Here is a 17,997-nt window from a genome sequence, read left to right as displayed (position 1 = left end):
TATGGTCGATATGTCGGATAACGTCTTCCAACAGTGCATGTGCCAGTTACATCATCAATATGTGGTTAATAGTTTTGCCAGAGAAATTAAACCCAGCATAGAATCTTGAAGTTTATGAAAATTAAAGCTGTTACAGTTATAAATTGTAGGTTGGATCTCGTTTTTCGCTACTTTATTGCGTTTTTTTGGCCAATTCCAGGATTAATCCGTCCAAAGTGTAAAACCCCGTTTACACTTTATGACTGAAGATATAGATTGGAGGGATTGCATTCATTTATATAAGTATGGCAACGCTGGAATAATCATGAATTATCAGAACGACGATTTACGCATTAAAGAGATCAACGAGTTATTACCGCCAGTCGCATTGTTGGAAAAATTCCCCGCTACTGAAAATGCCGCAAACACGGTGGCTCATGCCCGTAAAGCGATCCATAAAATCCTGAAAGGGAGTGACGATCGCCTGCTGGTAGTGATTGGGCCGTGCTCAATTCATGATCCGGCAGCAGCCAAAGAGTATGCCGCTCGCCTGCTGGCGCTGCGTGAAGAGTTAAAAGGCGAGCTTGAAATCGTTATGCGCGTCTATTTTGAAAAACCGCGAACTACCGTCGGCTGGAAAGGGCTTATCAACGATCCGCACATGGACAACAGCTTCCAGATCAACGATGGGCTGCGCATTGCGCGTAAACTGCTGCTTGATATCAATGACAGCGGATTGCCTGCTGCGGGTGAATTCCTCGATATGATTACGCCGCAATACCTCGCCGACCTGATGAGCTGGGGCGCGATTGGGGCACGTACCACAGAATCTCAAGTGCACCGCGAATTGGCGTCTGGTCTGTCCTGCCCGGTTGGCTTTAAAAACGGTACTGATGGCACGATAAAAGTAGCGATTGATGCGATTAACGCCGCGGGAGCGCCGCACTGCTTCCTGTCTGTGACCAAATGGGGCCATTCGGCGATCGTGAATACCAGTGGTAATGGCGATTGCCATATTATTCTGCGCGGCGGCAAAGAGCCGAACTACAGCGCTCAGCACGTTGCCGACGTGAAAGAAGGTCTGATCAAAGCAGGGCTTTCAGCGCAGGTGATGATCGACTTTAGCCATGCCAACTCCAGCAAGCAGTTCAAAAAGCAGATGGATGTCGCGAAAGATGTTTGCGGACAAGTTGCTGGGGGCGAAAAAGCAATTATTGGCGTGATGATCGAAAGCCATCTGGTAGAAGGTAATCAGAACCCGGATAGCGGCGAGCCGCTGACCTACGGTAAAAGTATCACTGACGCCTGCATTGGCTGGGAAGATACCGATGCGGTGTTGCGCCAGCTGGCGGATGCAGTAAAAGCGCGACGCGGTTAAAAAATTCATCCGGGCTACGCTCGGTAGGCCGGATAAGGCAACGCCGTCATCCGGCAATAAAAAAGCGTGGAGCATTCCACGCTTTTTTCGTTTGACCCAGGATGAAAATTACTTCGCTTTACCCTGGTTCGCAACGGCTGCCGCTTTTGCTGCGATCTCGTCAGCGTTACCCAGATAGTAGTGTTTGATTGGTTTGAAGTTTTCGTCGAACTCATATACCAGCGGTACGCCGGTCGGGATGTTCAGTTCAAGGATCTCATCTTCGCCCATGTTATCCAGGTATTTAACCAGCGCACGCAGAGAGTTACCGTGAGCGGCGATAATTACGCGCTCACCACTTTTCATACGCGGCAGAATGGTTTCGTTCCAGTAGGGGATAACGCGATCGATGGTCAGCGCCAGGCTTTCGGTAACCGGTAACTCTTTGTCGGTCAACTTCGCATAACGCGGATCGTGACCTGGATAACGCTCGTCATCTTTGGTCAGCTCCGGTGGTGTTACCGCAAAGCCGCGACGCCATTGCTTAACCTGCTCGTCACCGTATTTTTCAGCGGTTTCAGCTTTGTTCAGACCCTGCAGCGCGCCGTAATGACGTTCGTTCAGTTTCCAGGATTTTTCAACCGGCAGCCAGGCCTGATCCAGTTCGTCCAGTACGTTCCACAGGGTGTGGATGGCACGTTTCAGCACAGAGGTATAAGCAAAATCGAAGCTGTAGCCTTCTTCTTTCAGCAGTTTACCTGCCGCTTTTGCTTCGCCCACGCCTTTCTCTGACAGATCAACGTCATACCAACCGGTAAAACGGTTTTCGTTGTTCCACTGACTTTCACCGTGACGTACCAGAACCAGCTTAGTTACAGCCATACACTCACTCCTATAAATCATATTGAATGATAATAATTCTCATTATATTGCCGTAAAGCGTCAGCGGCAATGCTTACGCATAACCATAGCGAAAATAGCGCCACAGTGTAAGGTTCTTGTGAATTCAAGGTTGCGATTTTGTCTTTGAGTGGTGGGGATTTGAGCGGTTCTACTGTGATAAACAAATAACAGGCCCGCTACGTTACGTCATCGGGCCTGTGAGGGGAAAGGATCAGACTGGAATAAACTGATATTCCGTCACGCTGGCATATTCTTCGCCCGGACGCAGGAAGCAGTCCGGCTGCTGCCACTCAGGATGATTTGGGCTGTCCGGGAGAAACTCACTTTCCAGCGCCAGACCTTGCCAGTCTTCGTAGGCGTCTGGTCCGCGAGATGGTGTACCGCCGAGGAAGTTGCCGGAGTAAAACTGCAATGCCGGGGCGGAGGTGTATACCACCATCTGCAGTTTTTCATCCTGGGACCACAGTCGAGCGACCGGCGTACGCGCATTGCCCTGTGCCTGAAGCAGGAAGGCGTGATCGTAACCTTTTACCTTGCGCTGATCGTCATCGGCAAGAAATTCACTGCTGATGATTTTAGGCGTGCGGAAATCGAAACTGCTACCAGCGACGGATTTCAGCCCGTCATGCGGGATGCCCATTTCATCAACCGGCAAGTACTCGTCTGCCATAATTTGCAGCTTATGCTGGCGCACATCTGTTTTGTCACCATCGAGGTTAAAATAAACGTGATTCGTCAGATTCACCGGACAGGGCTTATCGACCGTGGCGCGGTAGGTTATCGAAATACGATTATCGTCAGTCAGGCGATACTGCGCGGTGGCGCATAGATGGCCAGGGAAACCCTGGTCGCCATCGTCAGATGTTAAGGCGAACAGCACCTGACGGTCGTTCTGATTGACTATCTGCCAGCGACGTTTGTCGAAACCGTCTGGCCCGCCATGCAGCTGGTTTTCACCCTGACTTGGTATTAATTCAACGGTTTCGCCGGCAAAGGTATAGCGGCTGTTGGCGATACGGTTGGCGTAGCGACCAATCGAAGCCCCCAGAAATGCAGCCTGCTCCGGGTATTGTTCCGGACTGGCGCACCCGAGCAATGCTTCGCGCACGCTGCCATCGCTAAGCGGAATACGTGCAGAGAGCAGTGTCGCGCCCCAGTCCATGAGTGTGACGACCATCCCTGCGTCATTGCGCAGGGTGAGCAGGCGAAACGGCTGACCGTCCGGAGCCTGCACCGGGATTTCGTTTAACATTGTCCTGCTCCTTGTGAAGGTTTGCAGACGTAGAATGTTTCTTTGATACCGGTTTTCGCTTCGTATTGTTCCGCGACGGCCTGCTGTACGGCAGGAACCAAATCTTGCGGGATCAGCGCCACGATGCAGCCGCCGAAGCCGCCACCGGTCATACGGACACCGCCTTTATCGCCAATGGTCGCTTTGACAATCTCTACCAGCGTATCAATTTGCGGCACGGTAATTTCAAAGTCATCGCGCATGGAGGCGTGAGATTCCTCCATCAATTGGCCCATACGCAGCAGGTCGCCTTTTTCCAGCGCCTGCGCGGCTTCAACGGTACGCGCATTTTCCGTGATCACGTGGCGAACGCGTTTGGCGACAATCGGATCCAGCTCGTGGGCGACGGCGTTAAACGCTTCAAGGCTGACATCACGCAGCGCTGGCTGTTGGAAGAAGCGCGCGCCGGTTTCACACTGTTCGCGACGGGTGTTGTATTCGCTACCGACCAGCGTGCGTTTAAAGTTACTGTTGATGATCACCACCGCGACGCCCTCAGGCATGGAAACGGCTTTGGTGCCCAGCGTTCGGCAGTCGATCAGTAGCGCATGATCTTTCTTACCAAGTGCCGAGATCAACTGATCCATAATGCCGCAGTTACAGCCGACAAACTGGTTTTCAGCTTCCTGACCATTCAGGGCAATTTGCGCGCCGTCGAGCGGCAGATGATAGAGCTGCTGGAATACCGTACCAACAGCGACTTCCAGCGAGGCAGAAGAACTTAAGCCCGCACCCTGCGGGACATTACCGCTGATCACCAGATCAGCACCGCCAAAGGCGTTATTGCGCTTTTGCAGATGTTTCACTACGCCACGCACGTAGTTTGACCACTGTTGGCTGTCATGAGCGATAATCGGCGCATCAAGCGAGAACTCATCAACCTGATTCTCGTAATCAGCGGCGATCACACGGACTTTTCGATCGTCGCGTGCCGCACAGCTGATAACGGTTTGATAGTCGATAGCGCAGGGCAGAACGAAGCCGTCGTTATAATCGGTATGTTCACCGATCAGGTTCACACGACCCGGTGCCTGAATAGTATGGGTGGCAGGGTAGCCAAATGTTTCAGCAAACAGAGATTGTGTTTTTTCTTTCAGACTCATTATTTAAACTCCGGATTCGCGAAAATGGATGTCGCTGACCGCACGCAGTCGTTCAGCTGCTTGTTCGGCCGTCAGGTCGCGCTGGGTTTCTGCCAGCATTTCGTATCCGACCATAAATTTACGCACGGTCGCGGAACGCAGCAGCGGCGGATAAAAGTGTGCATGCAACTGCCAGTGATGGTTTTCTTCACCGTTGAACGGTGCGCCGTGCCAGCCCATGGAATAGGGGAATGAGCACTGGAACAGGTTGTCATAACGACTGGTCAGTTTTTTCAACGCCAGCGCCAGGTCAGCACGCTGTTCGTCGGTCAAATCGGTAATACGCAGCACATGCGCTTTCGGCAGCAGCAGCGTTTCGAACGGCCACGCGGCCCAGTAAGGTACAACCGCCAGCCAGTGCTCGGTTTCAACGACCGTACGGCTGCCATCCGCCAGTTCTCGCTGGACGTAATCAACGAGCATCGGCGCGCCTTGTTCGGCGAAGTACGCTTTCTGCAGGCGATCTTCACGTTCGGCTTCGTTAGGCAAAAAGCTGTTGGCCCAAATTTGTCCGTGTGGGTGCGGGTTCGAGCACCCCATCGCTGCGCCTTTATTCTCAAATACCTGCACCCAAGGGTAGGTTTTCCCTAAGTCTTCGGTCTGTTCCTGCCACGTTTTTACGATTTCTGTCAGTGCAGGGACGCTGAGTTCCGGCAACGTTTTGCTGTGATCGGGTGAGAAGCAAATCACACGGCTGGTACCGCGTGCGCTCTGGCAGCGCATCAACGGATCGTGACTGTCCGGTGCGTCCGGGGTATCGGACATCAGCGCCGCAAAGTCATTGGTAAAGACATAGGTCCCGGTGTAATCCGGGTTTTTGTCGCCGGTAACTCGCGTATTGCCAGCGCACAGGAAGCAGTCCGGGTCATGTGCAGGCAGTACCTGCTTAGACGGAGTTTCCTGCGCCCCTTGCCACGGGCGTTTGGCGCGATGCGGTGAGACGAGGATCCACTGCCCGGTGAGCGGGTTAAAACGGCGATGTGGATGATCGACAGGATTGAATTGCGTCATGATTGGTCCTTAATCCGAATATCCCTGCGGGTGGCGTGACTGCCAGTGCCAGGTATCTTGTGCCATTTCATCCAGTGTGCGGGTCACGCGCCAGTTGAGCTCGCGATCGGCTTTGCTGGCATCAGCCCAGTAGGCAGGAAGATCGCCATCACGGCGCGGGGCGAAATGATAATTAACCGGTTTACCACAGGCTTTGCTGAAGGCGTTGACCACGTCCAGCACGCTGCTGCCGATGCCTGCACCGAGGTTATAAATATGCACACCCTGTTTGCCTGCCAGTTTTTCCATGGCGGCAACGTGGCCGTCGGCGAGATCCATCACGTGGATATAGTCGCGTACGCCGGTGCCATCTTCAGTAGGGTAGTCATTGCCAAATATGGCAAGAGACTCGCGGCGGCCAACGGCTACCTGCGCGATGTAAGGCATCAGGTTGTTTGGAATACCTTGCGGATCTTCCCCCATATCTCCCGATGGATGAGCACCAACCGGGTTAAAGTAGCGCAGCAGGGCAATGCTCCAGTCGGGCTGGGCTTTTTGCAGATCGGTCAGGATTTGTTCCACCATCAGCTTGCTTTTGCCGTACGGACTCTGCGGCGTGCCGGTGGGGAAGCTTTCAACGTAAGGAATTTGCGGCTGATCGCCATAGACGGTCGCGGAGGAGCTGAAAATGAAGTTTTTCACGTTAGCAGCGCGCATTGCATTCACCAGACGCAGAGTGCCGTTGACGTTGTTGTCATAGTACTCCAGCGGCTTGGCAACGGATTCTCCAACGGCTTTTAAACCGGCAAAATGGATGACCGTATCAATGGCATGATCGTGCAGAATTTCGGTTATCAGCGCTTCGTTACGGATGTCTCCTTCCACGAAGGTCGGATGCTTGCCGCCTAAACGCTCAATGACGGGCAGTACGCTGCGCTTGCTGTTGCAGAGATTGTCCAGGATCACCACTTCGTGACCGTTTTTCAGCAACTGCACGCAAGTGTGGCTTCCAATGTAACCGCTACCACCTGTAACCAATACTCTCATAATTCGCTCCGTTAAGCCTATGGTATGCAATAACCATAGCATAACAAAGATGCGAAAAGTGTGACACGGAATAAATTAGTGGAATCGTTTACACTCCGGTGTTTTCACTCGATGCTGCCAGTTACTTTATTATAAATCATTATGTTAGGTTGTTATTTCAGCACTTGTCTGAAAAAAAAGCAGAAAAAAGGGCGTGATAAACGCCCTGACATGAAAATTAACGCAGAGAGGTTTGTCGATAGGCGTAGATATCACCCTCGGGTACAAACTCTAGCCGATGGGTAATGCAGCCCGGGGCATCTTCGGCGTGATGAGAGACAAACAAAAGCTGAGTTTCACCTTCACCGATCAGGACATCCACAAACCGACGGATCAGTTGACGGTTGAGCGGATCTAATCCTTGCAACGGTTCATCAAGGATCAGCAACGTAGGATGTTTCACCAGTGCACGAACAATCAATGCCAGCCGCTGCTGCCCCCAGGAAAGACTATGAAATGGCGCATCCGTGGTACGTTTATCGATGCCCAGAATATCCAGCCACTGTTGTACCAGCTTGTGCTGCCTGTCGGAGACGGCCTGATAAATGCCGATTGAATCGAAATAACCGGAGAGAATAACGTTGCGAACTGTTGTACTTACCCGGTAATCCAGATGCAGGCTGCTGCTGACATAGCCAATGTGTTTTTTGATATCCCAGATAGTTTCACCGCTGCCCCGGCGGCGGCCAAACAGGGTCAGGTCGTTGCTATATCCCTGGGGATGATCGCCGGTGATTAAACTGAGCAGGGTTGATTTCCCCGCACCGTTGGGGCCGATGATTTGCCAGTGTTCCCCCGGATTTACCCGCCAACTCAGATGATGCAGGATAGGGCGATCGTTATACGAGACGGTGCCGTCGTTAAGCACAATGCGCGGCTCGTTATCTGACAACGTGTGGCGCACCGAAGGCTCATCCGGTTCGGGTAACTGGATGCCTTCCAGCCGTTCGCTATGGGCAAGCTGAGCGATTAATGCCTGTTGCAGAAGGTCTGTTTTTGCGCCGGTTTCCGTCAGCGTGCAATCGGCAAGCACGCCGGCAAACTGCACGAACTCGGGAATTTCATCAAAGCGGTTTAGCACCAGCACCAGCGTTAAACCGGCCTGGTGCAACTCAGCGAGCAAATCTGCTAACTGGCGGCGGGACGCGACGTCCAGCCCGTCAAAGGGTTCATCAAGGATCAGCAAATCTGGCGTGGACATTAATGCCTGGCAGAGCAGAGTTTTGCGGGTTTCACCGGTGGAAAGGTATTTGAAACGCCTGTTGAGCAGGGCAGAAATGCCAAACTGCTGCGCCAGCGTAGCGCAGCGGGCGGGGTTGTGAACCTCATCCTGAATGATTTCTGCGGTGGTGCGCCCGGTGTCGTCTTCACCGGGACTAAGAAGATCGGTGTTGTTTCGCTGCCACTCGTCGCTGACCAGCTTTTGGAGCTGCTCAAAGGAGAGTCGGGTAATACGTGTGAACTGGCAGCGGCGTTCGCCTTTCAGGAGCGGCAACTCGCCCGCCAGCGCGCGGGCCAGCGCAGATTTCCCACTGCCGTTAGAGCCAACAAACGCCCAGCTATCACCCGCGTTTAACGTCAACGCATCTAACTGGAGCGTTTTTGTGTCGCTAAGACGAAACGTGCCTTGCGAAATTTGCAACGATAACATTTTGTATCCCATTATATGCAGCGATGAATAACAGGGATACGTGTTCTTCAGGCTGATGTCAATTAACTCAGCACAGTGTGGCGATAATCACTCTGTCCGCATTAAAATATGCTGTGACGTTAGCGCCTTCCGTTAATGTGTGGGTCTGCTCTATCGGCAACGTCGCGCACAGCGTCTGGCCGTCTGGCAAGGTCATCAACACTTCACACTGCTCAGCTCCGCGTTCGATATGGCTAATTGTACCCTGCAACTGGTTATCGGCGGCCTGGGCAATGGCGTCGTCCTGAGTGATTCCCACCCACGGCGCTTTCAACAGAATCAGGACTTCTTTGCCTTCTTCAAGCCCGAGACGCTCGCCGCTTTGCGCAGTGATTGCCACTTTCAGGCGCGTTTCGCCATCCGCCAGCAGGACGTCGACATGCTGTTGGACCTGATCGTGGTCGCGGGCGGTAATGGTGCCAAACCACTGGTTACGGGCGCTGGTTTGCAGCGAAAAGCGAGAGATCGCCGCCAGCAGGCTATTGAGTGGCAGGGCATCGTCATCGCTCAAAACATCGAAGGCTTTCTGTTGGATTTGCGCTAATAAATCATACAGCTGGATTAAGCGTTGGCCATAGCGCGTTAACACCGCGCCGCCGCCGCCTTTGCCGCCAGTGGCGCGCTCAACCAGCGTTTGCTCACTGAGCTGGTTCATTTCGTTAATCGCATCCCAGGCGCTTTTATAACTGATACCTGCATCCTTTGCGCCCTGACTGATGGAGCCGGAAAGCGCAATGTGTTTAAGCAGAGAAATGCGACGGGGATCGGCAAACAGTTTTTGCTGAAGTTTCAGCGTAAGAAGGATTTCGGCCTGCATCACAAGCTCCTGGCAAAAGGGGTATTGTGACGGAAAACCGCGCGCGCGCAAAGCCAACCGCACAAAAGGGGAGTGCTTTTCTGCGTTATGTGGTTAGAATACAACTAAGGACTATATCTGGAGTTGACCATGTTAGAGTTATTGAAAAGTCTGGTATTCGCCGTAATCATGGTACCTGTGGTAATGGCCATCATTCTGGGTCTGATTTACGGACTGGGTGAAGTGTTTAACATTTTCTCCGGTATCGGTCAGAAAGACCAGTCCAGACAGAATCATTGATTCCCCAAACGCCCGCTTAGTCGGGCGTTTATATTTTTTGCCTGCCAACTCGTTTTCTCAAGATCTTGCTTTCCCTGCCGATATTTTCTTTGTGTAACCTCTAATTGGTATCAATAACCACTGGGAAAATCCTGATTTACTCGCTATATTTGCGCCTACATAACGAAACGCAAAGGAGTTACAGATGGCACGTACATGGTTACGCTTGTTTGCAGGGGCAACACTTTCTCTTACCGTTGCCGGACATGCGCTGGCGGATGAAGGAAAGATTACCGTTTTTGCAGCTGCTTCGCTGACCAACGCGATGCAGGACATTGCAACGCAATATAAAAAAGAGAAGAACGTTGATGTTGTCTCCTCTTTTGCTTCTTCTTCCACGCTGGCGCGTCAGATTGAAGCAGGCGCTCCGGCCGATCTGTTTATTTCTGCCGATCAGAAATGGATGGACTACGCGGTAGACAAGAAGTCGATTGATACCGCAACGCGTGAAACGCTGTTGGGTAACAGCCTGGTGGTGGTGGCGCCGAAAGCCAGCGCGCAGAAAGATTTCACTATCGACAGCAAAACCAACTGGACCAGTCTGTTGAACGGCGGACGCCTGGCTGTTGGCGATCCGGAACATGTTCCGGCGGGCATTTATGCCAAAGAAGCGCTGCAAAAACTGGGTGCATGGGATACCCTGGCCCCGAAACTGGCTCCTGCTGAAGACGTGCGCGGTGCGCTGGCGCTGGTAGAGCGTAACGAAGCGCCGCTGGGGATCGTCTATGGTTCCGATGCTGTCGCCAGCAAGGGTGTAAAAGTTGTTGCGACTTTCCCGGAAGATTCGCACAAAAAAGTGGAATACCCTATCGCGATTGTTGATGGGCACAAAAACGCAACGGTTAGCGCGTTCTATGATTACCTGAAAGGACCGCAGGCTGCTGAAATCTTTAAACGTTATGGATTTACGACCAAGTAATGATACTGACCGATCCTGAATGGCAGGCCGTCATACTGAGCCTGAAAGTTTCTTCCCTGGCCGTCTTGTTTAGCCTGCCGTTTGGGATCTTCTTTGCCTGGCTGCTTGTGCGATGCAAGTTCCCGGGCAAAGCGCTGCTCGACAGCGTTCTGCATTTGCCGCTGGTACTGCCGCCGGTCGTGGTGGGCTATCTGCTGTTGGTCGCCATGGGGCGGCGCGGATTCATTGGTGAATGGCTGTACGACTTGTTTGGCATTACTTTTGCCTTTAGCTGGCGCGGTGCGGTACTGGCCGCGGCGGTGATGTCTTTTCCTCTGATGGTACGGGCAATTCGTCTGGCGCTGGAAGGTGTTGACGTCAAGCTGGAGCAGGCGGCCCGCACGCTGGGAGCCGGACGCTGGCGCGTATTCATGACCATTACGCTACCGTTGATGCTGCCCGGCATTATTGTCGGTACGGTGCTGGCGTTCGCGCGTTCCCTCGGGGAATTCGGCGCAACTATTACTTTTGTCTCCAATATTCCTGGCGAAACCCGCACCATTCCTTCGGCGATGTATACCCTGATCCAAACTCCCGGCGGCGAAAGCGCGGCGGCGAGGTTATGTATTATTTCTATTGTGTTAGCGCTGATTTCACTGCTGATTTCTGAATGGCTGGCGCGTATTAGCCGTGAGCGGACGGGGCGATAATTATGCTGGAACTCAATTTCTCCCAGACGCTGGGGACGCATTGCCTGACGCTCAACGAAACGCTGCCAGCCAGTGGTATTACCGCTATTTTCGGCGTTTCCGGTGCGGGCAAAACCTCACTGATTAACGCCATCAGCGGTCTGACGCAGCCGCAGTCCGGACGCATCGTGCTCAACGGTCGCGTCTTAAACGACGTTGAGAACGGTATCTGCTTAACGCCGGAAAAACGCCGGGTGGGCTATGTTTTCCAGGACGCGCGTCTGTTCCCGCACTATAAAGTGCGCGGCAACCTGCGTTACGGAATGGCGAAAAGCATGGCCGGACAGTTTGATAAGCTGGTGGCGCTGTTGGGCATTGAGCCGCTGCTTGACCGTTTGCCAGGTGGGCTTTCTGGCGGTGAAAAGCAGCGTGTCGCCATCGGTCGGGCGCTGCTGACCGCGCCTGAGTTATTGTTGCTTGATGAGCCGTTAGCCTCGCTGGATATACCGCGTAAACGCGAACTGCTGCCTTACCTGCAACGCCTTGCACGTGAAATCAATATTCCGATGCTGTATGTCAGCCACTCGCTTGATGAGATTTTGCACCTGGCAGACAAAGTGATGGTGCTGGAGAACGGGCAGGTCAAAGCGTTTGGTTCGCTGGAAGATGTCTGGGGTAGCAGCGTGATGCACCCCTGGCTGCCTAAGGAACAGCAAAGCAGTATTCTGAAAGTCAGCGTGCTGGAACATCATCCACACTATGCGATGACCGCGCTGGCGCTTGGCGATCAGCATCTGTGGGTCAATAAGCTGGAGCAACCGCTGCAAACCGCGCTGCGTATTCGTATTCAGGCATCTGATGTTTCACTGGTGCTCCAACCACCCCAGCAGACCAGTATTCGTAATGTGCTGCGGGCAAAAGTCGCGCAATGCTATGACGATAACGGTCAGGTGGAAGTTCAGCTTGAGGTGGGCGGTAAGACGCTGTGGGCAAGGATCAGCCCATGGGCCAGGGATGAACTGGGTATCAAACCTGGCCTGTGGCTGTACGCGCAAATTAAGAGCGTATCGATTACCGCCTGATTACAGCAGGTGGGAGTAGATAAATTTAGCGATGCTGTCTGTGGTGTTGTCACCAATCACGATGTTGGCGCGGGCTTTGACCGCGTCATCCGCGTTGCCCATCGCCACGCCGGTACCTGCGGCTTCCAGCATGCTGATATCGTTAAAGTTATCGCCAAAGGCAATCACGTTTTCCATTGACCCTCCCTGTGCTTCAATCCACTGGGTAAGGCGTCGTCCTTTGCTGTTGCCTTTACGGGCAATGTCGACCTGATCGTGCCAGGACCATTCACACTCCAGCCCCAGCTGTTGCTCAACGTACTGGCCAAACTGCTGCAGTTTCGGAATATCTTCGTCGGTCAGGGCAAATTTCCAGACGGCGTTGACGTCATGTGCGGCCTGCGCCAGCGAAGGTACCTGAGTGAAGGTCGGGCGCTGTTCCGGCGGCAGAGTTTGTGCCCAGTTAGCGGTACGCACCACATGCCCGGTCGGGCGCTCATACAGCATGGCCTCATCCACATACATCAGCCCGTGGATCTGATGTTCATCCAGCATTTCGATCAGCTGTAATGCCTGATCTACTGGAAGGGGATCGGATTCCAGTACCTTTTTTGCCTGATAATCATACAAGTAGGTACCGTTACAGCAAATTGCAGGTGTATCCAGCGTCAGTGCCTGATAAAAAGGATGAATAGCAACGTGATGACGACCTGTGACAATGATAAGTTGGTAGCCTGCTTCTCTGGCGCGCGAGAGCGCTTCGAGAGAGGATGGCAGCAAGGTTTTTTTCGGGGTCAGCAGGGTACCGTCTAAATCCAGGGCAATCACGCGTGCGGTCATAGTTTTTTCCAGATTAAGGTTGAGAATTTTGTCTGCTGGAATGGTACACCGAGACGGGAGCCGGACAAAATTCTGAGCCTTAATTAAGCATTCACCGTTAAAAGCGTCTACCTTAGGCGTGTGTCAGGCAATTGCAGCCACCTGCCAAAAAGCAAAGGAGTATTCATGAAGCAAACCGTTTATACCGCCAGCCCTGAAAGTCAGCAAATCCACGTCTGGAGCCTGAATCACGATGGTTCTCTGACGCTGACGCAGGTGGTTGATGTACCGGGTCAGGTACAGCCGATGGTCGTCAGCCCGGATAAGCGTTACCTCTATGTTGGCGTGCGCCCGGAGTTTCGCGTGTTGGCTTATCGTATTGCGCCTGATGACGGTGCGCTGACCTTTGCAGCAGAGTCTGCGCTGCCGGGGAGCCCGACGCATATTTCTACCGACCATCAGGGACGTTTCGTGTTCGTTGGCTCTTATAACGCGGGTAGCGTGAGCGTCACGCGTCTGGAAGATGGCCTGCCGGTGGAACTGGTTGACGTGGTTGAAGGTCTGGATGGCTGCCACTCAGCCAACATCTCTCCGGATAACCGGACCCTGTGGGTTCCGGCGTTGAAACAGGATCGTATCTGCCTGTTTGACGTAAGCGATGATGGCCATCTGGTCGCGCAGGAACCGGCTGAAGTAACTACCGTTGAAGGCGCGGGCCCACGTCATATGGCGTTCCATCCGAATAAGCAATATGCCTACTGCGTGAATGAGCTGAACAGCTCTGTTGATGTCTGGGAGCTGAAAGATCCGTACGGTAAGATTGAGTGTGTGCAGACGCTGGATATGATGCCTGCTGATTTCGCTGATACCCGTTGGGCAGCAGATATTCACATTACACCGGACGGGCGTCATCTGTATGCCTGTGATCGCACCGCCAGCCTGATTACGGTCTTTAGCGTGTCTGAAGATGGCAGCGTGCTGACCAAAGAAGGTTTCCAGCCTACCGAAACTCAGCCGCGCGGTTTTAATATCGATAACAGAGGTAAATACCTGATTGCAGCCGGACAAAAATCGCACCATATCGCGGTGTACGAGATTGCTGGCGAACAAGGGTTGCTGATGGAGAAAGGTCGTTACGCGGTAGGACAAGGCCCGATGTGGGTGGTGGTTAACGCGTACTAAAACGCCAGGCGTTACAAGCGATCCGCAATCTTGTGAAGATTGCGGATTTTTTTTGCTTATTTAGCAAACGACATGTTTTCCTGACACTTAGCCACAGATGTCCAAAGGCTATCTGTATCATCTGCCCATAAATTAAGCAGAAGAGAGAAAAAGCGTTCAGCGGGAGGTGAGAGGATAGCGTCTTTACGCCGAATAACTCCCAGCGTGCGTCTAATCACAGGCTCAACCAGTGGGATCCCTATCAGCGTTGGATGCGGCGTTTGCGGCATTGCTAACCCTGGTAATGCGGAAACACCCAGTCCAGCTTCAACCAGACCCAGCGAAGTGGACAGATGACGAACCTCGTAAAACCAGTTCAATTTCCACGGTTTATCGGCCAAATGTTGTTCAATCAATAATCGGTTACCGCTTGAGGAACGAACGCCTATCAGTTTGTAATTCAGCAATTCTTGCCACTCAACCAACTGCTTATTAGCGAGCGGATGATCGCGTCGACAAGCCAGAACAAACGGTTCATTAACCAGTGGAGTGAACTCGATAGAGGAATTTGTGATGTTGTTCATGTTTATTCCAAAATCAGCCTCATTGCAAAGTACGGATTCCATACAATTATTCGTCCCTTGTTCAATAATTCGCACTTTGATATTGGGATACCGCTCATTAAATTTTCCTATTGCCAACGGCAAGAAATAGAAAACCGCGGTAGGAATACAGGACAGTGTCACTATGCCATGATGATGAACATTCACATCGCTAATATTAAAAATAGTTTCATCTAATGCCCTAATTAATTCTCTGGCTTCAGGTAAAAGCATTTTTCCCGCTTTTGTTAATGTCACTTTGCGAGTTGTTCTTTCAAAGAGTTGAGTGTGTAAATACTCTTCCATCTTTTTAATCCTGCGAGTTAATGCAGGTTGCGTAATATTAAGTAACTTGGCGGCATTGTTAAAAGAATCGGACTCTGCCAGTGTGACAAACGCCTTCATGCTCGATAACTCGTGTTTCATTTTGACTCCGGACTCAATCGGGGAAGACCCTGTCTAAGATGAAAGTGTTCAGTGTATCTGCAATTCATTACTTTTAATTAATAAAAATAAATCACTAATCACGAAAATGAAGTCATTAGTCACCCTAATCATGACATGCAACCATGTACATAGTGGAAATAATATTGAAGAGAGCATTGTCATGAAAAAAATACCTTGCGTTATGATGCGCGGAGGAACGTCCAGAGGCGCGTTTTTATTAGCTCAAGACCTGCCAGAAGAAGAAAAATTGCGTGATGAAATATTGATTGGGATTATGGGTTCTGGCAATGCGTTGGAAATAGATGGCATTGGCGGTGGCAATCCGTTAACCAGTAAAGTCGCGATTATTAGTCTTTCAAACGACCCCAACGCTGATATCGATTATTTATTTGCTCAGGTACTGGTACATGAGCAACGGGTCGATACCACACCCAACTGTGGCAATATGCTTTCCGCCGTTGGTGCGTTTGCTATTGAAAAGGGGTTGATTGCCGCTTCCACGCCGACCACCCGCGTACGCATTCGCAATGTGAACACCAACACGTTTATCGAAGCTGATATACAGACGCCGCATGGTGTTGTTGAGTATGAAGGAACGGCAAGAATTGACGGCGTCCCGGGAACATCGGCCCCTATTGCGTTGACGTTTCTTAATGCCGCAGGTTCTAAAACCGGGCATATTTTTCCGACGGGCCAACACATCGATTATATCAACTCAGTTCCGGTGACCTGTATGGATATGGCGACACCTGTCGTAATTATTCCTGCCGAATACCTTGGGAAAACGGGCTATGAATCAGCGGAAGAACTGGATGCAGACAACGAATTATTGTCGCGCATTGAGTCTATTCGTTTACAGGCCGGTGAAGCTATGGGGCTGGGTGATGTCAGCAATAAGGTTCTCCCAAAACCGATTCTCATCTCTGCACCTCAACACGACGGCGAAATTAATGTTCGTTATTTTATGCCGCACTCTTGCCATAAAGCGCTGGCGATTACTGGGGCGATAGCTATCGCCAGCAGCTGTGTCATTAACGGTACTGTTTCGCGTCAGGTAACGGCGGGTGCGCATTACGGGAATATCACTATCGAACATCCTGGAGGCACTCTTGATATTCATTTAACCAATAAAGGGGATGAACCTGAAACTATCAGAGCTTCGGTTATTCGTACCGCCAGAAAAATATTCGCTGGTGATGTTTTCCTTCCCTGACAGCATTGGCCTCATTTCTCTGCGATCGCAGAAAAACGAAAAATACTGTATTGCCTGTACAGATTATTCAGGATTAATAAATGAACGTTAAATCATTATGGAAGCTAATTTTAATATTAGCGATCCCCTGTATTATTGGTTTGATTCCTGCCCCTGCGGGATTAAGTGAACTAGCGTGGGTGCTGTTTGGTATTTATCTTGCGGCCATTGTCGGACTGGTGATTAAACCGTTTCCTGAACCGGTGGTGTTATTGATTGCCGTTGCCGCCTCTATGGTGGTTGTCGGAAATTTAGGCCATGGCGTACTGAAGACCAGCAGCGTACTGAGCGGTTATGCTTCCGGTACGACATGGCTGGTTTTCTCCGCGTTTACGTTAAGTGCTGCTTTTGTGACGACGGGGCTGGGTAAGCGCATTGCTTATATTCTGATCGGCAAAATTGGTAACACCACGCTTGGCCTTGGCTATGTGACCGTATTCCTTGATCTGGTATTAGCTCCGGCAACACCGTCAAATACCGCGCGAGCGGGAGGAATCGTATTACCCATCATCAATAGTGTGGCGGTGGCGCTGGGTTCTGAACCGGATAAGAGCCCGCGCCGTGTCGGTCACTACCTGATGATGTCGGTCTATATGGTCACTAAAACAACCAGCTATATGTTTTTTACCGCGATGGCGGGAAACATTCTGGCGTTGAAGATGATCAACGATATCTGTCACTTGCAGTTGAGTTGGGGCGGATGGGCGCTTGCTGCAGGTCTGCCAGGACTGGTCATGCTGTTGGCGACGCCGCTCGTTATCTATTTTATGTATCCACCTGAAATTAAAAAGGTTGATAACAAAATCATCGCTAAAGCTGGCCTTCAGGATTTAGGGCCAATGAAAGGGCGCGAAAAAATGCTGCTGGGTATCTTCGTCCTTGCGTTATTGGGATGGATTTTTAGTAAAAGCCTCAGCGTTGATGAATCAACGGTAGCGATTGTCGTCATGGGTACGATGCTTTTATTTGGCGTAGTCACCTGGGATGATGTGGTTAAAAATAAGGGCGGCTGGAATACATTAATCTGGTACGGCGGTATTATCGGTTTAAGTTCGTTATTATCGAAAGTGAAATTCTTCGACTGGTTAGCCGAACTGTTCAAAAACAATCTCGACTTTGGTAATCACGGCAACGTGGCGTTCTTCGTTATTTTGTTCCTGAGCATTATTGTTCGATATTTCTTTGCCTCAGGCAGCGCATATATTGTGGCAATGATGCCAGTATTTGCCATGCTGGCGAATGTCTCCGGCGCACCACTGATGTTAACCGCGCTGGCATTACTCTTCTCTAACTCCTATGGCGGAATGGTCACCCATTATGGCGGTGCCGCGGGTCCGGTTATTTTTGGCGTTGGCTATAACGATATTAAATCGTGGTGGCTGGTGGGGGGCATGTTGACCTTACTGACCTTTATTGTCCATATCACTCTCGGCGTGTGGTGGTGGAGCATGTTGATTGACTGGAACATGCTGTAAATCATAAACCAGGTTTAAAA

Annotated in this window: 17 protein-coding genes; 8 read left to right on the top strand and 9 right to left on the bottom strand. The window is 51.5% G+C overall.

Features of this window, described 5'->3' with window-relative positions; all coding sequences use genetic code 11:
• The first annotated feature begins 304 nt into the window (after positions 1 to 304).
• Positions 305 to 1,357: a 3-deoxy-7-phosphoheptulonate synthase AroG gene (gene aroG, locus OGY18_RS15805; protein WP_003831449.1), complete on the top strand. Its 1,053-nt coding sequence runs from the start codon at positions 305 to 307 to the stop codon at positions 1,355 to 1,357.
• Positions 1,358 to 1,465: 108 nt separating this feature from the next.
• Here the strand turns inward: aroG and gpmA are convergent, their stop codons facing one another.
• The 7 genes from gpmA to modE form a co-directional block, all read right to left on the bottom strand.
• On the bottom strand, positions 1,466 to 2,218 hold the full coding sequence (gene gpmA, locus OGY18_RS15800; protein WP_003022999.1) for a 2,3-diphosphoglycerate-dependent phosphoglycerate mutase: 753 nt from the start codon (positions 2,216 to 2,218) through the stop codon (positions 1,466 to 1,468).
• 232 nt (positions 2,219 to 2,450) lie between these two features.
• Entirely contained in the window at positions 2,451 to 3,491 is a 1,041-nt protein-coding gene (gene galM, locus OGY18_RS15795; RefSeq protein WP_126318791.1) for a galactose-1-epimerase, read from the bottom strand.
• A complete protein-coding gene (gene galK / locus OGY18_RS15790) occupies positions 3,485 to 4,633 on the bottom strand; it encodes a galactokinase (protein ID WP_126318789.1) in 1,149 nt (382 codons plus the stop codon). Before galK ends, galM begins: the two co-directional genes overlap by 7 nt.
• Positions 4,634 to 4,636: 3 nt before the next feature.
• Complete coding sequence (galT, locus tag OGY18_RS15785; RefSeq protein ID WP_126956687.1) at positions 4,637 to 5,683, bottom strand: galactose-1-phosphate uridylyltransferase; 1,047 nt, start codon at positions 5,681 to 5,683, stop codon at positions 4,637 to 4,639.
• A 9-nt stretch (positions 5,684 to 5,692) separates the two neighbouring features.
• Complete coding sequence (gene galE / locus OGY18_RS15780; protein ID WP_003831462.1) at positions 5,693 to 6,709, bottom strand: UDP-glucose 4-epimerase GalE; 1,017 nt, start codon at positions 6,707 to 6,709, stop codon at positions 5,693 to 5,695.
• A 217-nt stretch (positions 6,710 to 6,926) separates the two neighbouring features.
• Positions 6,927 to 8,399 carry a molybdate ABC transporter ATP-binding protein ModF gene (modF, locus tag OGY18_RS15775; protein ID WP_286553588.1) on the bottom strand — a complete coding sequence of 491 codons (1,473 nt, stop codon included), beginning with the start codon at positions 8,397 to 8,399 and terminating at the stop codon, positions 6,927 to 6,929.
• Positions 8,400 to 8,466: 67 nt separating this feature from the next.
• Positions 8,467 to 9,255, bottom strand: coding sequence for a molybdenum-dependent transcriptional regulator (gene modE / locus OGY18_RS15770; protein ID WP_003831465.1), 789 nt, complete (start codon positions 9,253 to 9,255; stop codon positions 8,467 to 8,469).
• Positions 9,256 to 9,384: 129 nt separating this feature from the next.
• Here modE and OGY18_RS15765 point away from each other — a divergent pair, with 129 nt between their 5' ends.
• From OGY18_RS15765 to modC, 4 genes are all read left to right on the top strand, one after another.
• The gene (locus OGY18_RS15765; RefSeq protein ID WP_003023026.1) at positions 9,385 to 9,534 is read left to right on the top strand and encodes an AcrZ family multidrug efflux pump-associated protein; all 150 of its coding nucleotides are present in this window, start codon (positions 9,385 to 9,387) and stop codon (positions 9,532 to 9,534) included.
• A gap of 184 nt (positions 9,535 to 9,718) precedes the next feature.
• Positions 9,719 to 10,492, top strand: a complete 774-nt coding sequence (gene modA, locus OGY18_RS15760) for a molybdate ABC transporter substrate-binding protein (protein WP_003023029.1) — start codon at positions 9,719 to 9,721, stop codon at positions 10,490 to 10,492.
• Positions 10,492 to 11,181, top strand: a complete 690-nt coding sequence (modB, locus tag OGY18_RS15755) for a molybdate ABC transporter permease subunit (RefSeq protein WP_286553586.1) — start codon at positions 10,492 to 10,494, stop codon at positions 11,179 to 11,181. The genes modA and modB overlap by 1 nt, the downstream gene beginning before the upstream one ends.
• A gap of 2 nt (positions 11,182 to 11,183) precedes the next feature.
• Positions 11,184 to 12,242 carry a molybdenum ABC transporter ATP-binding protein ModC gene (gene modC, locus OGY18_RS15750; protein ID WP_003831474.1) on the top strand — a complete coding sequence of 353 codons (1,059 nt, stop codon included), beginning with the start codon at positions 11,184 to 11,186 and terminating at the stop codon, positions 12,240 to 12,242.
• Here modC and OGY18_RS15745 read toward each other — a convergent pair whose 3' ends face one another.
• Positions 12,243 to 13,061 (bottom strand): pyridoxal phosphatase, encoded by an 819-nt coding sequence (locus OGY18_RS15745; RefSeq protein ID WP_286553582.1) that lies wholly within the window; start codon positions 13,059 to 13,061, stop codon positions 12,243 to 12,245.
• Between the two features lie 165 nt (positions 13,062 to 13,226).
• Between OGY18_RS15745 and pgl the strand changes: the two genes are divergently transcribed.
• The gene (gene pgl / locus OGY18_RS15740; protein WP_149281370.1) at positions 13,227 to 14,222 is read left to right on the top strand and encodes a 6-phosphogluconolactonase; all 996 of its coding nucleotides are present in this window, start codon (positions 13,227 to 13,229) and stop codon (positions 14,220 to 14,222) included.
• Positions 14,223 to 14,278: 56 nt separating this feature from the next.
• Here the strand turns inward: pgl and OGY18_RS15735 are convergent, their stop codons facing one another.
• Positions 14,279 to 15,229, bottom strand: coding sequence for a LysR family transcriptional regulator (locus OGY18_RS15735; protein WP_149335605.1), 951 nt, complete (start codon positions 15,227 to 15,229; stop codon positions 14,279 to 14,281).
• Positions 15,230 to 15,410: 181 nt separating this feature from the next.
• On the opposite strand from OGY18_RS15735, the gene OGY18_RS15730 reads away from it, so the two are divergent.
• Both OGY18_RS15730 and OGY18_RS15725 read left to right on the top strand, forming a co-directional pair.
• On the top strand, positions 15,411 to 16,463 hold the full coding sequence (locus OGY18_RS15730; protein WP_063940674.1) for a 4-oxalomesaconate tautomerase: 1,053 nt from the start codon (positions 15,411 to 15,413) through the stop codon (positions 16,461 to 16,463).
• Positions 16,464 to 16,543: 80 nt separating this feature from the next.
• The gene (locus tag OGY18_RS15725; protein WP_286553578.1) at positions 16,544 to 17,977 is read left to right on the top strand and encodes an anion permease; all 1,434 of its coding nucleotides are present in this window, start codon (positions 16,544 to 16,546) and stop codon (positions 17,975 to 17,977) included.
• Positions 17,978 to 17,997: the final 20 nt, after the last annotated feature.

Origin of the sequence: Citrobacter sp. Cpo142 (genome assembly GCF_030332425.1) — a bacterium.
In the GTDB taxonomy this organism is placed as follows: Bacteria; Pseudomonadota; Gammaproteobacteria; order Enterobacterales; family Enterobacteriaceae; genus Citrobacter; species Citrobacter portucalensis.
Note: the sequence above shows the minus strand (reverse complement) of the source record. Positions and strands in the feature narration are given on the sequence as shown.

Bases quoted from the DNA above. Each gene is read 5' to 3' on its own strand.
- OGY18_RS15730 (WP_063940674.1), top strand. From the start codon at position 15,411: ATGAAAAAAATACCTTGCGTTATGATGCGCGGAGGAACGTCCAGAGGC.
- modB (WP_286553586.1), top strand. From the start codon at position 10,492: ATGATACTGACCGATCCTGAATGGCAGGCCGTCATACTGAGCCTGAAA.
- OGY18_RS15745 (WP_286553582.1), bottom strand. From the start codon at position 13,061: ATGACCGCACGCGTGATTGCCCTGGATTTAGACGGTACCCTGCTGACC.
- modE (WP_003831465.1), bottom strand. From the start codon at position 9,255: ATGCAGGCCGAAATCCTTCTTACGCTGAAACTTCAGCAAAAACTGTTT.
- OGY18_RS15725 (WP_286553578.1), top strand. From the start codon at position 16,544: ATGAACGTTAAATCATTATGGAAGCTAATTTTAATATTAGCGATCCCC.
- galT (WP_126956687.1), bottom strand. From the start codon at position 5,683: ATGACGCAATTCAATCCTGTCGATCATCCACATCGCCGTTTTAACCCG.
- modA (WP_003023029.1), top strand. From the start codon at position 9,719: ATGGCACGTACATGGTTACGCTTGTTTGCAGGGGCAACACTTTCTCTT.
- galE (WP_003831462.1), bottom strand. From the start codon at position 6,709: ATGAGAGTATTGGTTACAGGTGGTAGCGGTTACATTGGAAGCCACACT.
- galM (WP_126318791.1), bottom strand. From the start codon at position 3,491: ATGTTAAACGAAATCCCGGTGCAGGCTCCGGACGGTCAGCCGTTTCGC.
- aroG (WP_003831449.1), top strand. From the start codon at position 305: ATGAATTATCAGAACGACGATTTACGCATTAAAGAGATCAACGAGTTA.
- OGY18_RS15765 (WP_003023026.1), top strand. From the start codon at position 9,385: ATGTTAGAGTTATTGAAAAGTCTGGTATTCGCCGTAATCATGGTACCT.
- pgl (WP_149281370.1), top strand. From the start codon at position 13,227: ATGAAGCAAACCGTTTATACCGCCAGCCCTGAAAGTCAGCAAATCCAC.
- OGY18_RS15735 (WP_149335605.1), bottom strand. From the start codon at position 15,229: ATGAAACACGAGTTATCGAGCATGAAGGCGTTTGTCACACTGGCAGAG.
- modF (WP_286553588.1), bottom strand. From the start codon at position 8,399: ATGTTATCGTTGCAAATTTCGCAAGGCACGTTTCGTCTTAGCGACACA.
- modC (WP_003831474.1), top strand. From the start codon at position 11,184: ATGCTGGAACTCAATTTCTCCCAGACGCTGGGGACGCATTGCCTGACG.
- galK (WP_126318789.1), bottom strand. From the start codon at position 4,633: ATGAGTCTGAAAGAAAAAACACAATCTCTGTTTGCTGAAACATTTGGC.
- gpmA (WP_003022999.1), bottom strand. From the start codon at position 2,218: ATGGCTGTAACTAAGCTGGTTCTGGTACGTCACGGTGAAAGTCAGTGG.